The 15381-nt window shown below is 34.9% G+C and carries 13 protein-coding genes and 1 tRNA gene; 11 read left to right on the plus strand and 3 right to left on the minus strand.

Annotated elements, in window-relative coordinates:
* Nucleotides 1–65 precede the first annotated feature (65 nt).
* From ACOQN3_RS01745 to ACOQN3_RS01790, 10 genes are all read left to right on the plus strand, one after another.
* On the plus strand, nucleotides 66–317 hold the full coding sequence (locus ACOQN3_RS01745) for a DNA-directed RNA polymerase subunit H (protein ID WP_420544770.1): 252 nt from the start codon (nucleotides 66–68) through the stop codon (nucleotides 315–317).
* The gene (locus ACOQN3_RS01750; protein ID WP_420544771.1) at nucleotides 317–3664 is read left to right on the plus strand and encodes a DNA-directed RNA polymerase subunit B; all 3348 of its coding nucleotides are present in this window, start codon (nucleotides 317–319) and stop codon (nucleotides 3662–3664) included. Before ACOQN3_RS01745 ends, ACOQN3_RS01750 begins: the two co-directional genes overlap by 1 nt.
* Nucleotide 3665: 1 nt before the next feature.
* Nucleotides 3666–7457 carry a DNA-directed RNA polymerase subunit A' gene (locus ACOQN3_RS01755; protein ID WP_420544772.1) on the plus strand — a complete coding sequence of 1264 codons (3792 nt, stop codon included), beginning with the start codon at nucleotides 3666–3668 and terminating at the stop codon, nucleotides 7455–7457.
* A gap of 31 nt (nucleotides 7458–7488) precedes the next feature.
* Nucleotides 7489–7722, plus strand: coding sequence for an LSm family protein (locus ACOQN3_RS01760; protein WP_420544773.1), 234 nt, complete (start codon nucleotides 7489–7491; stop codon nucleotides 7720–7722).
* Between the two features lie 40 nt (nucleotides 7723–7762).
* Nucleotides 7763–8944, plus strand: coding sequence for a hypothetical protein (locus ACOQN3_RS01765; RefSeq protein ID WP_420544774.1), 1182 nt, complete (start codon nucleotides 7763–7765; stop codon nucleotides 8942–8944).
* A 91-nt stretch (nucleotides 8945–9035) separates the two neighbouring features.
* A complete protein-coding gene (locus ACOQN3_RS01770; protein WP_420544775.1) occupies nucleotides 9036–10673 on the plus strand; it encodes a tetratricopeptide repeat protein in 1638 nt (545 codons plus the stop codon).
* Between the two features lie 69 nt (nucleotides 10674–10742).
* Nucleotides 10743–11063 (plus strand): ribosomal L7Ae/L30e/S12e/Gadd45 family protein, encoded by a 321-nt coding sequence (locus ACOQN3_RS01775; protein WP_420544776.1) that lies wholly within the window; start codon nucleotides 10743–10745, stop codon nucleotides 11061–11063.
* 68 nt (nucleotides 11064–11131) lie between these two features.
* Nucleotides 11132–11596: a NusA-like transcription termination signal-binding factor gene (locus ACOQN3_RS01780; RefSeq protein ID WP_420544777.1), complete on the plus strand. Its 465-nt coding sequence runs from the start codon at nucleotides 11132–11134 to the stop codon at nucleotides 11594–11596.
* 3 nt (nucleotides 11597–11599) lie between these two features.
* On the plus strand, nucleotides 11600–12037 hold the full coding sequence (locus tag ACOQN3_RS01785; RefSeq protein WP_420544778.1) for a 30S ribosomal protein S12: 438 nt from the start codon (nucleotides 11600–11602) through the stop codon (nucleotides 12035–12037).
* 2 nt (nucleotides 12038–12039) lie between these two features.
* Nucleotides 12040–12639 (plus strand): 30S ribosomal protein S7, encoded by a 600-nt coding sequence (locus ACOQN3_RS01790; protein ID WP_420544779.1) that lies wholly within the window; start codon nucleotides 12040–12042, stop codon nucleotides 12637–12639.
* Nucleotides 12640–12650: 11 nt separating this feature from the next.
* Here ACOQN3_RS01790 and ACOQN3_RS01795 read toward each other — a convergent pair.
* Both ACOQN3_RS01795 and ACOQN3_RS01800 read right to left on the minus strand, forming a co-directional pair.
* Nucleotides 12651–12755 (minus strand) — tRNA-Gln (locus ACOQN3_RS01795).
* A 46-nt stretch (nucleotides 12756–12801) separates the two neighbouring features.
* Nucleotides 12802–13122 carry a hypothetical protein gene (locus ACOQN3_RS01800; protein WP_420544780.1) on the minus strand — a complete coding sequence of 107 codons (321 nt, stop codon included), beginning with the start codon at nucleotides 13120–13122 and terminating at the stop codon, nucleotides 12802–12804.
* A 35-nt stretch (nucleotides 13123–13157) separates the two neighbouring features.
* Between ACOQN3_RS01800 and ACOQN3_RS01805 the strand changes: the two genes are divergently transcribed.
* Complete coding sequence (locus ACOQN3_RS01805) at nucleotides 13158–13862, plus strand: YkgJ family cysteine cluster protein (protein WP_420544781.1); 705 nt, start codon at nucleotides 13158–13160, stop codon at nucleotides 13860–13862.
* Here ACOQN3_RS01805 and ACOQN3_RS01810 read toward each other — a convergent pair.
* Complete coding sequence (locus tag ACOQN3_RS01810; RefSeq protein WP_420544782.1) at nucleotides 13859–14878, minus strand: NAD(P)/FAD-dependent oxidoreductase; 1020 nt, start codon at nucleotides 14876–14878, stop codon at nucleotides 13859–13861. The genes ACOQN3_RS01805 and ACOQN3_RS01810 overlap by 4 nt on opposite strands.
* Between the last annotated feature and the right edge of the window lie 503 nt (nucleotides 14879–15381).

Below are 15381 nucleotides of genomic sequence, written 5' to 3' on the forward strand. Positions count from 1 at the left end.
GAAATTTTGACAGTTTGTGTGCATTATTAGCTATTACATTTAATGTTCGAATGGAGGTTATATAGATGGCAACTAAAAAAAACCAAATCTTAGTGCCAGATCATATCTATGTTCCAAAACATGAAATTATTCCAAAACAAGAAGCTGAAGAAGTACTAAAAAAATATAATTGTAAACCTACTGAATTACCTCTAATCTTTGTAAATGATCCTGCAATACTTGGTCTGGGAGTAAAACCTGGTGATGTAATTAAGATTACTAGAAAAAGTCCTACTGCTGGTGAAAGTCTCTATTATCGATATGTGGTGGAAGTATAGTGGCTGACTCTTCTACAAAACGATGGCCTGTAATTCAGGATATATTGAAACGGGAAGGAATTGCACGTCAACACCTGAATTCTTTTGATGAATTTCTAGAACGTGGTCTACAAAGTATCATTAATGAAGTGGCACAAATCGAAATTGAAAACGCTGAATATCCATATAAAATTCAATTAGGCAAAGTTAAGCTACAACAACCTCGTATGATGGAACTTGATGGTTCAATTACACACATTACTCCTGCAGAAGCAAGATTGAGAAATGTTTCCTATTCTGCTCCAGTTATGATGGAAGCTAGTGTGGTTGAAGATGGAAAAATCTTGGAATCTAGATTTGTACATATTGGTGATGTACCTGTAATGGCAAAATCCAATGCATGTATTCTGCATAACTTTTCCACTCAAAAATTAATTGAACACGGTGAAGATCCTAACGATCCTGGTGGCTATTTTATCATAAATGGTTCTGAGCGGGTAATCGTTGGATTAGAAGATCTTTCTTATAACAAAATAATTGTTGATAGGGAAACTGTAGGAGGTAATGTTGTCTTTAAAGCAAAAGTGTATTCTTCCATTGTTGGTTACCGTGCTAAACTTGAACTTGTTATGAAAAATGACGGATTGATAGTTGCTAGAATTCCTGGTTCTCCTGTTGATATTCCAGTAGTTACTCTTATGAGATCTTTGGGGTTGGAGTCTGATAGAGAAATTGCTGCAGCTGTTTCTTTAGTAGATGAATTACAAGATGAGTTAGAAGGCTCTTTTGAAAAAGCAGGTGATGTACCAACTGCCAAGGATGCAATTGTCTACATAAGCAAACGTATTGCTCCTGGTATGTTAGAAGAATTTCAAATAAAACGAGCAGAGACTTTACTTGATTGGGGATTATTGCCACACTTAGGTAAACACCCAGAGAATCGTAAGGAAAAAGCCCAATTTCTAGGCGAAGCTGCATGCAAACTATTGGAACTAAAATTGTCTTGGATTTCTCCTGATGACAAAGATCATTATGGAAATAAAGTAATAAAATTTGCAGGTCAAATGTTGGCCGATTTGTTTAGAACTGCATTTAGAAATCTTGTTCGAGATATGAAATATCAACTTGAACGTTCAGGCCAAAAACGAGGAATTAATGCTGTTGCTGCTGCAATACGACCTGGAATTATTACTGACAAACTAAACAACGCAATTGCAACTGGAAATTGGGGTCGTGGACGTGTTGGTGTTACTCAACTACTTGATAGAACCAATTACCTTTCAACTATTAGTCATCTTAGAAGAATTCAATCTCCACTTAGTAGAACTCAACCAAACTTTGAAGCACGAGATCTACATGCAACTCACTTTGGAAGAATATGTCCCAGTGAGACACCTGAAGGTTCCAATTGTGGACTAGTGAAAAATTTGGCATTATCTGGAATCATTTCTGTCAACGTCCCTTCTGAAGAAATTGTAGAGAAATTATATGATCTTGGAACCGTCCATTTCTTTGACGCAAAAGAGGATCTAAAGAAAGATGGAACCAGAATTTTTGTTGATGGTCGTTTAATAGGATATTATAAAGATGGTGAACAACTAGCTGATTCTCTTAGAGACTTGAGACGAAATTCAAAAATTCATCCGCATGTGGGAGTGTCATTTCATAAATCCGAAATTGAAGGTTCCACCAGAAGACTTTATGTTAATTGTAATGCTGGAAGAGTTCTTCGACCTCTTATTGTAATTAAAGATGATAAACCATTACTGACACAAGATCTTTTAGATAAAATTTCTAAAAAATTACTTTCCTGGACTGATCTTCTGAGAATGGGTGTGATTGAAATGATTGATGCAAATGAAGAGGAAAATTGTTATGTTACTCTAGATGAAAAAGACGCAAAGAGACATACTCATCTTGAAGTATTTCCTCCAGCAATATTAGGTGCAGGAGCATCAATAATTCCGTATCCTGAACATAATCAATCTCCAAGAAATACATACGAATCTGCTATGGCAAAACAAAGTTTAGGATTTTCTACCCCTATGATGAATACTAGTACTTACGTAAGGCAACATTTTATGCTCTATCCACAAACTCCAATTGTTAATACCAAAGCAATGAATCTATTGGGTTTAGAGGATAGGCCTGCAGGACAAAACTGTGTTGTAGCTGTGTTGCCTTTTGATGGTTATAATATTGAAGACGCAATTGTTCTAAGTAAAGCCTCTGTTGATAGAGGACTTGGACGTACATTTTTCTTTAGAATCTATGACGCAGAAGCTAAACAATACCCAGGAGGTATGCGCGATAACTTTGAGATTCCAAATGCTGAAGATAATATTCGAGGTTACAAAGGGGAACGTGCTTATCGTTTACTTGAAGAAGATGGTGTTGTTGCATCTGAATCTCCTGTCAAAGGTGGAGATATCTTGATTGGAAAAACAAGTCCTCCTAGATTCATGGAAGAATATCGTGAATTTGAATCCACAGGACCATATCGACGTGATACATCAATTGGTGTTAGACCTTCTGAAACCGGAGTAGTTGATACTGTTGTAATGACTCAATCCAATGAAGGTGGTAAAATGTATAAGATTAGAGCAAGAGATATGAGAATTCCTGAAATTGGTGATAAATTTGCTTCACGACATGGACAAAAAGGTGTACTTGGAATTTTAGCAAAATCTGAAGATTTACCATATACTGCAAATGGAATGTCTCCAGACGTATTGATTAATCCACATGCTTTCCCATCAAGAATGACTGTTGGCATGATGATGGAGTCTATTTGTGGAAAAGCCGCGGCATTACGTGGTAAAAGATTTGACGGTTCCGCATTTGTAGGTGAAAAGATGGATGAAGTAAAAGAAGTAATGGATGCACATGGTTTCAAATATTCTGGTAAAGAAATAATGTATGACGGAAGAACTGGAAAATCATTTCCAGTTGATGTTTTCATTGGGGTTGTGTATTATCAAAAACTTCACCATATGGTTGCAGATAAGATTCATGCAAGAGCTCGTGGTCAAGTGCAGATGTTAACCAAACAACCCACAGAAGGAAGAGCACGTGGTGGTGGACTAAGATTTGGTGAAATGGAACGTGATTGCCTAATTGCATATGGTGCCTCAATGATTCTAAAAGATAGGTTGCTAGACGAGTCTGACAAATCTGATATTTTTGTCTGTGAGAGATGTGGTTTGGTAGCTTATCATGATGTTAAACAACGAAAGTATGTTTGCAGAGTTTGTGGTGACAAAGCTAAAGTATCATCTGTATCTGTTGCATATGCCTTTAAACTTCTCTTACAAGAAATGCAAAGTCTTAATGTTGCCCCTCGATTGTTAATTAAGGAGAAAGTCTGACATGTCTATCCAAGCGATTAAGTCCATTGATGGAATACGTTTTTCAGTTTGGTCTCCAACTGAAATTCGAAAGTACTCTGTTGCAGAAATTACAGCTCCTGAAACTTATGATGAAGATGGAATGCCTGTACAGGGGGGTCTTATGGATGGTAGACTAGGTACTCTTGAACCTGGACAAAAATGCCTTACATGTGGAAACACTGCGGCTAGATGTCCTGGACACTTTGGACACATTGAACTTGCAGAACCTGTATTACACATTGCGTTTATTGATAATATCTACAAATTACTTCAATCCACTTGTCGTTCTTGTGCAAGGCTTAAAGTTCCTCAAGAAGATCTTGAAGTATTCAAGAAAATAAAAACTAAAGAAGCTGCATATACTGTAATTTCCCAGAAACGTATTCCTGAACAAATAATTGAAAAAGCAAAAAAAGCAAAAGAATGTCCACACTGTGGAAAAACACAGTACGAATTAATTTTTACCAAACCTACAATTTTTGTAGAAAAAACTGAAATTGGTGAACATAGGTTACTACCTATTACTATTAGAGAGAGGTTTTCACAAATTCTAGATGAAGATTTAGAATTATTATCTTATGATCCTGTGACTGCTAGACCTGAGTGGTTTATACTCCAGGCTTTACCTGTACCTCCTGTAACTGTAAGACCTTCAATTATTCTTGAAACAGGAATTAGGTCTGAAGATGATCTAACTCATAAAATGGTTGATATCATACGTGTAAATCAGAGATTAAAAGAAAGTAAGGATGCAGGAACCCCCCCATTGATTGTACAAGACTTAGTTGACTTGTTACAATATCACACTACAACTTATTTTGATAATGAAGTTTCTGGAATTCCACAAGCACATCATCGTTCAGGACGTCCTTTGAAAACTCTCACTCAGAGATTGAAAGGAAAAGAAGGTAGATTTAGAGGCTCACTATCCGGAAAGCGTGTTGACTTTTCTAGCAGAACTGTAATATCTCCTGATCCAAATCTAGATTTATCTGAAGTAGGTGTTCCTGAAGCAGTAGCAATGAAACTAACTATTCCTGAAATAGTAACTGAATGGAATATTGAAAGAATGAGAGAACTCGTAATTAATGGTCCAGAAACTTTTCCTGGAGTAAATTATATTGTAAGACCTGATGGTGTTAAGATAAGATTAGATTTTGTTGAAGATAGGTCTACTATAGCCGAGACTCTTGAACTTGGATATCTCGTTGAACGTCATCTAGCAGATGGTGATATTGTTATGTTTAACAGGCAACCTTCACTTCACCAAATGTCTATTATGGCTCATTATGTTAGAGTTCTTCCAGGTAAAACGTTTAGACTGCATCCATCAGTCTGTCCTCCATACAATGCAGACTTTGATGGTGATGAAATGAATCTTCATGTTCCACAGAGTGAAGAAGCACGTGCAGAGGCAATTCTCTTAATGAGGGTTCAAGATCAATTAATTTCTCCTCGATATGGTGGTCCAATTATTGGTGCATTAAGAGATTTTGTTACTGGTGCTTATCTTCTAACTAAAGATGACACAACTTTAACTCCTCAAGAATTTTCAAATCTTGCAATGCTAGGTGGATATCACGATTCCCTCCCAAAACCTGCAACTAAAACTAAAGATGGACCTGCATACACTGGAAAACAACTTTTTTCATTATTTTTACCAAAGGACTTCAACTATGTTATTACTTCAAAATGGTCTAAAGGTACCAAGGGAACTCCAAAAGATGTTGTTATAAAAAATGGTGAATTAATCAGCGGTGTAATTGATAAATCTTCTATTGGTGCTGAAGAACCTGAAAGTGTTTTACATAGAATTGCCAAAGATTATGGAAATGCAGTTGGTAAAAACTTCTTGAATTCTATTTTAATCATGGTTAAACAATTTATCACTCATTATGGATTTAGTTATGGTTATGGTGATCTAGAAGTCCCAGAAAAAAACAAACAACAGATTCTAGATGATATTCAGGAAACATATGATATAATCTCTGATTTAACTGATCAATATGAAAAAGGAACTTTGAAACTCACACGAGGTATGAGACCTGAAGAGGCTTTAGAGGCTTACATTGTTAATGAATTAGGAAAAGCCAGAGATAAAGCCGGCTCTACTGCAAATGATTCTCTTGATGCCGGTAATGCTGGTAAAATTATGGCTACCACTGGTGCCAGAGGTTCATCTCTTAACGTTGGACAAATGGCAGGTGCCCTGGGACAACAATCAAGAAGAGGAAATAGACTCCATGATGGATACAATAACCGTGCATTACCTCATTATCAAGAACATGATAACAATCCTGATGCTCATGGATTTGTAAAGTCTAACTACCGAGAAGGTCTTTCAGCACTTGAATTCTTTTTCCATGCCATGGGAGGCCGCGAAGGACTAGTAGATACTGCAGTTAGAACTCAGCAAAGTGGATACATGCAACGTAGGTTAATTAACGCATTAGAACATATCAGACTTGAATATGATGGAACCGTAAGAGATCCACATGGACATATAGTTCAATTCCTATACGGAGAAGATGGAATAGATGTTGCAAAAAGTGATCATGGTGAAGCTTTCAATATTAACAGATTAATTGAATCTCAAAAAATTGTTGATTCTGGTAAAAAAGCAACTAAAGATGAAATTGACACGTTAACTAAAAAATACACTAAAACATTCAATCCTAGATTGACTTCTCTTGTTACTGATGCATTACATGAATCAGATCTAAGCAAAGACGGCGTTGAAGTTGTATGTAAAAAAGGCCTATCATTATATGATAAAGCAAAAGTAGAACCAGGACAAGCAGTAGGAATCATTACTGCTCAATCAATTGGTGAACCTGGAACACAGATGACTCTGAGAACATTCCACTTTGCCGGAATTAAAGAGCGAAACGTCACCTTAGGTTTGCCTAGATTGATAGAATTGGTAGATGCCAGGAAAAAACCTGTTACTCCTACTATGGATATCTATCTTGATGAAGAATCAAAGAAATCTCGTGAAAAGGCAATTGAAGTTGCAAGAAATGTCTTACAAACAAAAGTTAGTGCGTTAATATCTGATAGTGAAACTGATTACTCAACTGAAATCAAATTGATTCTTAGCGAGAACAGACTACGAGAGAGAGGCTGCTCCATTGGAGAAGTTGAGGCTGCGTTATCATCAAATAAAAAATTCAAACTAGAAACCACAGGTGATCTCATTACTCTCAAACTTGTTGAAGAATCAGACGCTCCAACTGTTATTGCCATTAGAAATAAGGTTCTTAATACAACTGTTAAAGGAGTTCCCGACATTGAACGTGTTACATTAGTTCAAAAAGATGAAGAGTGGGTCATACAAACAACCGGCTCTAACATTGCTAAAGTTCTTGAAGTAAAAGGAATAGATAAACAGAATGTTCGTACAAACAACGTATTTGAAATTGCTGGAACTCTTGGAATTGAAGCTGCACGAAATGCATTGATTAATGAACTAAACAGTACTTTGGAAGACCAGGGATTAGAAGTCGATAATAGATACATTATGCTCGTTTCTGATTTGATGTGTTCAAGAGGATATATGCAACAAATTGGTAGACATGGAATAGCTGGTACTAAAGACAGTGTTCTTGCAAGAGCTGCATTTGAAATTACAGTTCCAACAATTGCTCATGCTGCTCTTGGTGGCGAAATTGAACAACTCAAAGGCATAACTGAAAATGTAATTGTTGGAAGTAACATTCCAATTGGCAGTGGTACTGTTGATTTATACATGCAAGTAAGTAAGAAAAAGTGAGGAAAGAAAACCTAAATCTACATGAATAACTATGGCTGACGAAATTTCTACTTTGATGAATAACAGCAAAACAAAAGATGTGTTGCTCCGATTACGAAATAATAAAACCGTGCACGGTATTTTAAAAGACTTTGATGTACACATGAACCTTACATTAGACGATGCTGAAGATATATCCGAAGAAACTCCTCAGAAATTGGGTACTATCCTGTTACGGGGAGATAATATTCTGGCCATTTCTATTCCTGAGGAAGAAAAATCCTAATTCTCTCAAACATTAAATTTGATCTAGTGTTAAATTCACTGTGATTCTTTCGTTTCTGATTACATCATTAGTTGTAGGTTCTGTTTTTGGACAAGTAATTCCTGATTATGAAGATCCTTACTCTCCAATTTTTACTGACAAACCAAAATATTCTTGGACTGATAAAGTAAAAATGACAATTATTGCACCAAGCTGGAATACTGATAGACATCTAATTGACTCAATTGGGAACACCAATGATCATCCAATAAAAATCTCAACGCGAGAGCATAGTCTAGAACCATACCGATTTACAGAAACTGATGTAAATTCTGGTATTTTTACAGGAGAGATTATCCTTACAGGATTTCCACATGATGCAAACGGAGATGGAGACATTGATGTAACTCCTAGAACTACTGGAAATGGTCCAACTAATGGTTTTCTAGAAATCGACCGTGATTCTGCAATATCTGTCTCATTTGAATTTGCTGAAAATGTCGTATTAACGCATTCCGTTCCTGTAACATGGAACTTGGGTAAGATTCAATTTCATGATGAAAATTTCTTATCCAACGAAATTGTAATTGTTCAAATCGTTGATCCAGACATGAATCTAAATCCAGAATCAATTGATCATGTTCTTCTTCAAGTTTATTCTGACTCTGATATAGCCGGTATTGAAGTAAATGCTATTGAAACTTCAGAAAGTTCTGGAATGTTTAAATCTCAGATTATTTTATCCTCAACTCTACCTTCTAGTGGAAACAGCCTTTATTCAATCCCTGGAGATCAGATTGTTGCAAAGTATGATGATTTTACTCTGCCAAAACCATACTCAATTAATGATAAATTAGAAATTCAAACCTCATCTCAAGTAACATCATCTATTCCTTCAACCCAATTAATAGAAAATTTTCCCATATCTTTCTCAGATAGTTTTGGTAACTCTCTGGAATCATTATCTGCAGAAAATCCGGTTCAGATAGTTGGTACTGTTAAAAATGATCAAAATTTTAAACAGCAATTTGTGTACTTGATACAAATTCGTTCATCCAGTAATCAGATCGAATCAATTTCTTGGATAACTGGTGAGTTGTCTGCTAATCAAGTTCTTGATGTCTCACAATCTTGGTTCCCTACAGAATCTGGAAATTATATCATTGAAACTTTTGTCTGGAAATCTCTAAATGATACATTGCCATTGTCTCCACCTATGTCAAAAAATGTATTGATTGAATAGAAAGTATAATTTCTACGTGATGATTAAATAGAAAAATTTTGTTTTTAGTCCTGTGTTAGGATATTTGCTTAGTATACTATTAGTGTTATCTGTGTCTAGTACATTTGTTATTGATTATGTCTTTGCAGATGATGATTCTTTTGTTGCTGATTTTGATAAGAAACAGTATTTTTTTGGTGATTCTATTTCTATTTCTGGAGATATTTTGGAACTTGGAATGCCCATAATTGCTTTGAGCATCTATGATCCTGATGAGAAAATTATTTCTGCGAATAATCTGGAAATCTCTAACCAAACTTTTTCTAAAACCATTTCGCTAGATTCTTCATCATATGAGAAATCTGGAACTTACAAGGCAAAATTAGAATATGGTTCATACTCAAAAGAATATTTTTTTAATATTGAAAATTCTGAAATCACAACTAATCCTTCTCAAAATGATGAAATACCTCTATCTGAAATTCTTATACTTTCTACTAATAAGAAACAGTATACAGGTGGTGACATAATTTGGATTAATGGTCAAGTCTCATCACTTGACGCCTCTGATGTTTTGATTGGTGTTTATGATCCTTTTGGCATGCCTACTGGTTTCTATCTTGCAAATGTTGACTCTAATCTTGAATTCTCAAGTAATTTTTTTGTAAAATCTGGTGTGAACTTTAGAATTGACGGTACATATTCAATAAAAGCTCACTATGGAGAATCTGAAAAAATTTCATTTTTTGATTATTATGAAAATCTCCCTTTGCCAATTGATAATCAAGTAAATGAAAATAATTCCGTTGAAGAACAACCAACACCAGTTGAAGAACAACCAACACCAGTTGAAGAACAACCAACACCAGTTGAAGAACAACCAACACCAGTTGAAGAACAACCAACACCAGTTGAAGAACAACCAACACCAGTTGAAGAACAACCAACACCAGTTGAAGAACAACCAACACCAGTTGAAGAACAACCAACACCAGTTGAAGAACAACCAACACCAGAACTTGTTGGTAGTCTAAGTCAAGATAATGGTGAGAAACAATCCAATTCTGAAATTATTGATTCTGAAATATTAGTAATAGAAAACAATATTGAATTTCCAATTAAAAAACAGACCCATCTTACAGTTGAAGATCTAGAATTAGGAAAAATGCTAAATCAAATAAACTTAGAATGTGATTCTAACACATTTGTTGATACTATTTCCTATTATGATGGTATGGGGCCTGCTCTGTATAGATTGTGCCAATTCGAAGAATCTCTTGATTTCTTTAATGATTCTCTTACTGAGGATCCAAACAATGTTGAAATTCTTGTAAACAAGGGATCCACATTGGGTAAATTGGGATATTTTCCTGAAGCTATAATTTACTATGATCAAGCTATCAAAATTGATCCTAATTTTTTACCTGCAAAAAATAATAAAGCTAACATTTTTGCAACTCTTCAAAAATATGACGAAGCAATCTTGTTATATCACGAAGTTTTGAAACAAAATCCTAATTATGTTACTGCAAAATCTAATCTTGCAATTACTGAATCCTTAGTACTTGAATTGCAAAAAAATAATATTTCTGACACTTCGTTGAAATCAGAAATTCTTGTGACCGACAAAGAAAAAGACTTACTTGAACAGTCTATTCTCTCAAATCCTAAAAAATCGTCTACTAATTTCCTAGATGATGTTGGGTCTGCGTTTTCATCTTTAAGATCTTTCTTTAATTTTCTAAATTAGCATCTTTTTTTACAAAATCTTTCCATAAACCTATAAAGGCCTATCAAGACGATGGTCATAAGGAAAAACATGAGTAAGATACTTGAAAAATCACTAAAGGATGCCTTAAAGGAGGATAAATTGACTATGGGCACTAGACAAGTTCTAAACTCTGTTAAAAATTCCAAGCTAATTGTATTGTCTCAATCAGTAAAAAAAGAAATGTTTGAGAAAATTGAATCTGATGCAAAAAAAGAAAAAATACCATTAGTTAACTTTCAAGGAACATCAGTCGCATTGGGAAGATTATGCGGCTTACAATTTAGAATTTCAACTCTTTCATTTACGTCACTTGATGATGCTAACGTCAAATCAATTTTGAATGATACAGAAGCTGAGGAAAAAAAATGAACAAGAATCTTTTAATTCATGAAAGTTTAAATGAGACAATTCTTGTTCGGAGATAAAAAGGAATTCTTATGACACAATCCATTAAACTTACTACTGATCAGATGCGAATGCTTTCCCTTTTTCAAAGTGTAACTGGTGCAACTGCTCGTGATTGTGTTGAAGATGAAAAACAAGATAGAGTAATTTTTGTCGTTAATACTGGCAAAATGGGACTTGCAATTGGAAAGGGTGGAATTCATATCAAATCATTACAAAATATTGTAAAGAGAAATGTTGAATTGGTAGAATATGATGAAGACCCTGCAAAATTCCTCACCAATTTGTTGAACTCAAAATTAATTTCTGAAGTAAAAATAAATAAACGACTCGATGGCACAAAGCAAGCAATAGTTATGGTTGACCCTAGAAAGAAAGGAATTGTAGTTGGTAGGGAAGGGCGAAATGCAGAAAAAGCTAGACTTCTTGCAAAACGATATTTTGATATTACAAGTGTATTGATTAATAGTCCAGAAAGGGCTACAATGGAGATGTAAAATATGACAAAATCACCACTTGGATTATTTGCAGGTAGAGTTTTGATCTCTAAAAGAAAAAAACAGAGATGGGCAATTTCCACTTACAAAAGACGAGAATTAGGAATCGACAAGAAAGCAGATCCTCTTGGTGGTGCTCCACAAGCTAGAGGCATAGTTCTTGAAAAAGTTGGTATTGCTGCAAAACAACCAAACTCTGCTATTAGAAAATGTGTTCGTGTTCAATTAATAAAAAATGGTAAAACAGTTACTGCATTCTTACCACGAGATGGTGCCATGAACTTTATTGACGAACATGATGAAGTGCATATTCAAGGTATGGGTGCAACACAAGGTGGTGCTATGGGTGATATTCCTGGAGTTAGGTTCAAAGTTTTCAAAGTTAACGGTACATCACTTCACGAATTAGTTATTGGTAAGAAAGAGAAACCTAGGAGATAGAAATGGCACAAACAAAAAATTTCTTATTATTTAGAAAATGGGATTTGTCAAATATCGAAGTCAAAGATCCGGGATTAAAAACCGCCATATCTCTGCGTAAACAAATTTTACCATATACCTACGGTCGCTCTGCACTTAAACGATTCAATAAAGCTGATGTCAATATCGTTGAACGATTAATGAATAAAACAATGCACTTTGGAAAGAAGTATGCAAAAAACACAGGAAGGATGACTGGTAAAAAAACCAAAGTCCTTAACACTGTTAAAACAGCATTTGAAATTATTTCTCTAAAAACTGGACAGAATCCTGTTGAAGTTTTAGTTAGAGCAGTAGAATTTTCTGCTCCAAATGAAGATACTACCAGAATTGTTTATGGCGGTACTGTCTATCATGTATCTGTTGATGTTGCACCTATTAGAAGAGTGGATTTAGCTCTAAAATTTATTTCAGATGCTATTAAAGAAGCTACATTTTCAAATCCAAAACCAATTGAAGAACATATGGCAGAACAACTTATGCTTGCTGCCTCTAATGATCCGTCTGCTCCTTCTGTAAAGAAAAAGAATGAGCTAGAACGTATCGCTCAGGCTTCTAGATAGAATTTTACCAGTAGCCCGAGGCAGATTCGAACTGCCGTCTCCGCCTATCCACTCTTGAGATCCAGAGGGCAGAATCCTTGATCTAAAATTTTATTTGACCGCTAGACTATCGGGCTACTGCACAAAACTTTGATGTTTTAGAATATAATCATTTGCTGAATTCTATTTGATTCGTACTTCGTGAATTGCCGTAGCGTAATCGCATTTGGCTCTGAGTCTCATGTATGGAATTAGTCTGAAATGAATTGAATAGATATTTCCTTCCTTTAGTAAAATTCCCTTTTGAATTAAGGAAACTAATCCTCTTGATGTGACTGTTATTGTAACATTTTTCTCTTTACATATCTGGTCTCTTTTTTTCTGATATTGCTCTAAAGAAAACATAACATCATTAATTTCTAGAATCAAGGGCCATACGATTTCTGCCCACACAAATCTCCGATTTTGTGTTGCTGATGCATATTTTCCTTTTTCACTCAACATTAATAATATCTGAAAATTATGTTATAACTTAATAGTTGTCTCAACGAGAAATCGAAGAATCATTAAATTTGTTAGAAAAAGATTGGGATGTAGATCCAATACTTAAACAGTTTATGCTTGGTAAACGAACAGACGTTTCTGATTATCCAATAAAGGTAAAAGATGTCGTTTTTCACATACCGTTTCTTAATTCTGAAAAGAAGTATATTTTATGGAAGTGTTTCTGGCCTGACTGCCATAATTGTTGTGATAGGCAAGGTAGATTGCCTCTTACATCTGATGATCTTATTACGATTGGTAAAGGCTTGAAATATCAAAAGACTTCTGATTTTATCAAAAATGAAACCCTTACTGTCACATACCGAGAACCTGGGCCATCTGGACAAATGACTACTATGACTACGATTAATTTGAAAAGAAAAAAAGATGAAACTGTCACTGATGATGGAACGCATATTTCATGCAGATTTTTAAACAGTGAGGGAGGCTGTAGTATGCATCCTGACAGACCAGGGGTGTGTTACCTTTATCCTTTCTCGACTTGGCTTGAAAATGAACAAGGTATAGCACGTGTCCACGCCACCTATCAATTTACTGGTGATTGTCCTGGGTTTTACCTTGCAGAAAATCTAGAACAAATGAAAGAAGAACTAAAAGATTATTCAAAAATTATTTATGATTATAACATGGCATCAAGCAGAACCAATAGAGAAGGTTTTAGCTCTGTCAGCTTCAACTAAGCTTTTGCAACTTTCATAAGATCTGAAATTTTAATATCCATTCCAAACCTATCTTCGTTCTTTTTCATGTATCTGAATATGGCCAAAAAGTCAGGTAGGGATTTGAAAAAGTTGAAATCTTTGTGTATTTTTGCTCTTACAAAATTGAATACTTTCCCATATACTTTATAGTGTTCATCCACTGCTTTTTCGTAAGCTTCAAAATCATTCATGTTCTCTAAGAAAATCTCAACACATTGCATGCTCGGAATAATTCCTTCACCTAGTAAGGCATAAACTGTTCCAATTGATTCTCCCACACCTACGACTTTGTCTTTGTAAAATGGCTTGCATTTGTTTGGTGTTGCTAGTCTTATTGGACGCCCTTTGGTTTTGACAACTTTACCTCCATGTTTTTTAAGAAAATCATCTGTGGCTTTTATGTGATTTTTTCTGTAATCACCTGCACCAATATGTGCCCATTTTTCTCCCAATGGGAAATACCAAAAATATCCTGACATCCCTGGAAATGGTTCAATGTAAAAGTCATCATATGGTAAACCATTTTCATATTCTACTTTGTATTCATATGTTGGTAAGAAAAAATCTTCTTCTAATTTTGGAAGATATACTCTATGAAATCCGGTACAATCTACAATCATATCATATTGTGATTCTAATTCTTCTAATGATGGGGATTCACCATAAATTATTTTTGAATCCTTAATGAAATCTTTGATAAGTGCTAGCTTATCATAAGTGCACAATCCATGTAATCCAATATCAAATTTTACATCATTATTCATTTTCACATGCATATTTTTTCCGTCATGAATTAGAAAATCATTAAAATCTCTATCTACTTTCTTACAAAATTCTTGCAGAACTGGTTTTATTGTTCCCCATGCACATATGGAGTCGTGCCTATCTTCCGGCATTCGTTCGTATCCTACTACTTCATGTTCAGAGTTTTTTAATCTGGCTATGAGATATGATCCGGCCACTCCCATACCCATTACTGCTATCTTCAAGACCATTTGCCGTTTTTCTATGCCTAATAAATACACACTCTGAAAATTTTACTCGTGTCCAACTTTCATCTATGTTAAAAATCCCTGACTCAAAAACCTGGTAAGGCTTGATGTTGTTTCAGGTAATCATCATGACTAGATTTCCAGATGGAATTCTGTCAAGTTGATTGTTGTCAGGGACTGAACAACTACTAACATTATACTTTACAATCTATAAACAAATTTGGTACATTTGACAATTGTACCGGAATAATGTTCTCAATTGAAAAATTATTTGTCAAATTTACTCCGAAGGTATGCTGATTTTGAATTTTCTGTCACTGAAAAATTTAGTTTTCGGTAGGATTAGACAGATGCTTTCGTATAATTCAATCGTGTTAGTTAAATATCAAAATCTAGTAATTAATTTGAAAGGTTCGTCTCTCGTCTGATTACAACCGTTTCAGACCTTAAGACATCGCTGTCATCAGAAAACAATCACGTTTCTGATCTTAAGTGAAGAGCTGTCA

The organism is Candidatus Nitrosopumilus sp. (genome assembly GCF_965223225.1).
Classification (GTDB): Archaea; Thermoproteota; Nitrososphaeria; order Nitrososphaerales; family Nitrosopumilaceae; genus Nitrosopumilus.